The sequence below is a fragment of the Holdemanella porci genome, from assembly GCF_019052655.1.
Taxonomy (GTDB): Bacteria; Bacillota_I; Bacilli_A; order Erysipelotrichales; family Erysipelotrichaceae; genus Holdemanella; species Holdemanella hominis.
The window spans coordinates 1-2,010 of record NZ_JAHQVB010000119.1; the positions used below are offsets into that span (position 1 = coordinate 1).

The following is a 2,010-nucleotide window of genomic DNA, read 5'->3' on the forward strand; positions in this document are numbered from 1 at the left end:
AATATTTTGAAGTTCTTGTCATAAGTGTAGTCTCTCTTTCGTTTACACCTATACAATAAGTCTTAAATAGACATCATTAATGTCAGCTATGTTAACAAGTCACCGATGTATCTGTTAAGCCAATAGTTATATGTTCTTAAAAAGTAAACTTCAAAATTTAAAGGAGGGAAATTTCAATCCTCCCAGTGTTGATTTCAAAATTTACGAAGGATCATTGGATAGAGATGGTTTAAATTTTTTGACTGGATATCATAACAGTAACTATTTAAATTATGTAATGGATCTACTTTTAGAATATTGCATAAAAAGTGAAGTGTTTCTTAAATGTGGTTGTTCATGGCTTGAAAACAATTATGGAATTGATGTAGAATCTGCTAATTTTGATTATTATACAGAAGTAGTAATATCTAAATATTTAGCAAGTGTTATTGAGAATGGTAATCAAATCGCAATGATAGTTGGTTTGAAATGACTTCATATTCGTTGGGCTTTAACTTTCAACCAATTGAAATGGGCAGAAACAATACAATAAAATTTTGCAATTTCAATGTCACATATTCTGAAGGATTGAAAGAATATCGAAGCGTTTGTTGGGATATAATGTTGATCTTAGCGAATAATAAATTTTTAAAAAAGAGAGTTATGAATTTTTTATATGATTACGCAAACCACCTTTATGGAGATGTCGATATTGAATTAGTAAAGGGATATTGTGAATATGTTGAAAAGTTGCTCTCAGAGATATGTTGTGATGATATTGATTTTTTTTGAATTGATTAATTGTTTGTCTAATAATATAAATAAACTTAGTCTTTCAATCGATGAAAAATGGGACTCAATGTTGCATGGAGATTTATGGGAACTGCATCAATTACTTACATTCAATTATCAAAATTCAAATATGGAATATGATGAAACTAGAAAAGAAGCGATAAAACAATATAGAAAAAGTCTTTCCACATCAAAAATTAAAAATTTTGTACAAACAGCAAATCACTTATTTACTGATATAACCAAAAATCGGAATGATTTTTATAGTAACGAAGGAATTAATCTTATTGTTAATCAGTTTGATGTAGAAAAATTAAAAGTATTCTTAGACGAGTTTATGAGATGTGGTCCTAATCTAGATGTTCATCCTACAAAAATATTACATGTGTTGAATAGGAAAACTGATTCATAACAATTTTTTGAGTCCGTTAAAGAAGCTCAATTTCCTCAAAAGATGTATTGGCGTTATATTTTATTTGATACATTGCCAGAATAAAAAGTGAATGAAAACATGTTGCATGAGTTTATAATTTTTTTAAAAGATGATGTCGCGAATGTTGAAAAAGTTGCTAAGTATAGAAATATAAAGGTGTTGGATAAATTTCTAAGCATTGAGCCTGATATATATAGAAAAATATGCTTATATTTTGTTTTAAATTATAGTTCTAATCCACTAATTATTGGATCTTATTTATCGAATCTATTTGATATTTGAACATATTTGTTAGAAAAATTGAATGAATTATTTAAGGGCGATTTAGATTTTGTGTCAATACTTTACAATCTGTTGAAAGAAGATTTGTATATATGGACGTTTGGGAATATATTCAAAGAGTTGTTGGTGAATAGAGAGGATAATAGTTCTGCTGCCAGCCAGAGGCAATAACAATGGATAAAGTTAATTGTAGAAGATAATGCATTTAATGATTGTATCAAAGATATATTTGAAGGTAAATGCGAACTGGATGATGATATAAGAATTATTGCTATCAAAGCATTTATTGATACAAACCAAGATTATGATACTTTTAAACAATTAAAACTTGTACCAAGCCATTGGAGCGGCGTTAATAGTTTTGTACCTGCGTATCAGAAGCAGATTGACTTTTATAAATCATGTTTCCGTTTTTGCTGAGATAAGGTTCTTGAAGCACAAAGCATTTATTTAAGAAAAAAATATCGTATGATGTTAGCATATAAATAGGACTAGTCAAAAAGAGAAAATTTACACCAGTGGTA

2 protein-coding genes are annotated in these 2,010 nt (G+C 28.2%); both read left to right on the forward strand.

From position 1 onward, the window contains the following. Positions 1-130: 130 nt before the first annotated feature. Positions 131-472: a hypothetical protein gene (locus tag KTQ83_RS11640; protein ID WP_217256923.1), complete on the forward strand. Its 342-nt coding sequence runs from the start codon at positions 131-133 to the stop codon at positions 470-472. A gap of 429 nt (positions 473-901) precedes the next feature. Further along, complete coding sequence (locus KTQ83_RS11645) at positions 902-1,183, forward strand: hypothetical protein (RefSeq protein WP_147346753.1); 282 nt, start codon at positions 902-904, stop codon at positions 1,181-1,183. The last annotated feature ends 827 nt before the right edge of the window (positions 1,184-2,010 follow it).